This window comes from Rathayibacter sp. AY1E2, from assembly GCF_002932325.1.
In the GTDB taxonomy this organism is placed as follows: domain Bacteria; phylum Actinomycetota; class Actinomycetes; order Actinomycetales; family Microbacteriaceae; genus Rathayibacter.
This window is the reverse complement of sequence record NZ_PSVO01000046.1, coordinates 1682-2959: the sequence shown is the minus strand read 5'-3', so window position 1 is coordinate 2959 and position 1278 is coordinate 1682. Positions and strand designations below refer to the sequence as shown.

Below are 1278 nucleotides of genomic sequence, written 5' to 3'. Positions count from 1 at the left end.
ATACCCGGCAGGGGTTGCATGGCCGGGGTTGTGGGACTTTTCGTTCCGGTCTGCCGGCCGGTGAACGTTACAGCGCATCATAGACGAACAGGTTTGAACGCCTGGCCAGAGCGGGTGCGAGCCCCGTAGTCGAAATGGTGTTATGGCGTGAAGAGTATCCCAAGTAGCACGGGGCCCGAGAAATCCCGTGTGAATCTGTCAGGACCACCTGATAAGCCTAAATACTCCCAGATGACCGATAGCGGACAAGTACCGTGAGGGAAAGGTGAAAAGTACCCCGGGAGGGGAGTGAAATAGTACCTGAAACCGTTTGCTTACAAACCGTCGGAGCCTCCTTGTAGGGGTGACGGCGTGCCTTTTGAAGAATGAGCCTGCGAGTTAGTGCTCTGTGGCGAGGTTAACCCGTGTGGGGCAGCCGTAGCGAAAGCGAGTCCGAATAGGGCGATTCAGTCGCAGGGTCTAGACCCGAAGCGAAGTGATCTATCCATGGCCAGGTTGAAGCGACGGTAAGACGTCGTGGAGGACCGAACCCACTTCAGTTGAAAATGGAGGGGATGAGCTGTGGATAGGGGTGAAAGGCCAATCAAACTTCGTGATAGCTGGTTCTCTCCGAAATGCATTTAGGTGCAGCGTTGCGTGTTTCTTGCCGGAGGTAGAGCTACTGGATGGCCGATGGGGCCCAAAAGCTTACTGACGTCAGCCAAACTCCGAATGCCGGTAAGTGAGAGCGCAGCAGTGAGACTGTGGGGGATAAGCTTCATAGTCGAGAGGGAAACAACCCAGACCACCAACTAAGGTCCCTAAGCGCGTGCTAAGTGGGAAAGGATGTGGAGTTGCACAGACAACCAGGAGGTTGGCTTAGAAGCAGCCACCCTTGAAAGAGTGCGTAATAGCTCACTGGTCAAGTGATTCCGCGCCGACAATGTAACGGGGCTCAAGCACGCCACCGAAGTTGTGGCATTGACATTAGTGGTAGGCCTTCGTGGTCCAGCCGTGTTGATGGGTAGGAGAGCGTCGTGTGGCGAGTGAAGCGGCGGTGTGAACCAGCCGTGGATGCCACACGAGTGAGAATGCAGGCATGAGTAGCGAAAGACGGGTGAGAAACCCGTCCTCCGGAAGACCAAGGGTTCCAGGGTCAAGCTAATCTTCCCTGGGTAAGTCGGGACCTAAGGCGAGGCCGACAGGCGTAGTCGATGGACAACGGGTTGATATTCCCGTACCGGCGAAGAACCGCCCAAGACAATCCAGTAGTGCTAAGTATCTGAATCCCTTTGATGA

General features: G+C 55.3%; 1 rRNA gene (running past both ends of the window). It reads left to right on the top strand.

From position 1 onward, the window contains the following. Window positions 1-1278 (top strand): 23S ribosomal RNA (locus C5C49_RS16565) (it extends past both window edges: 177 nt to the left, 1641 nt to the right).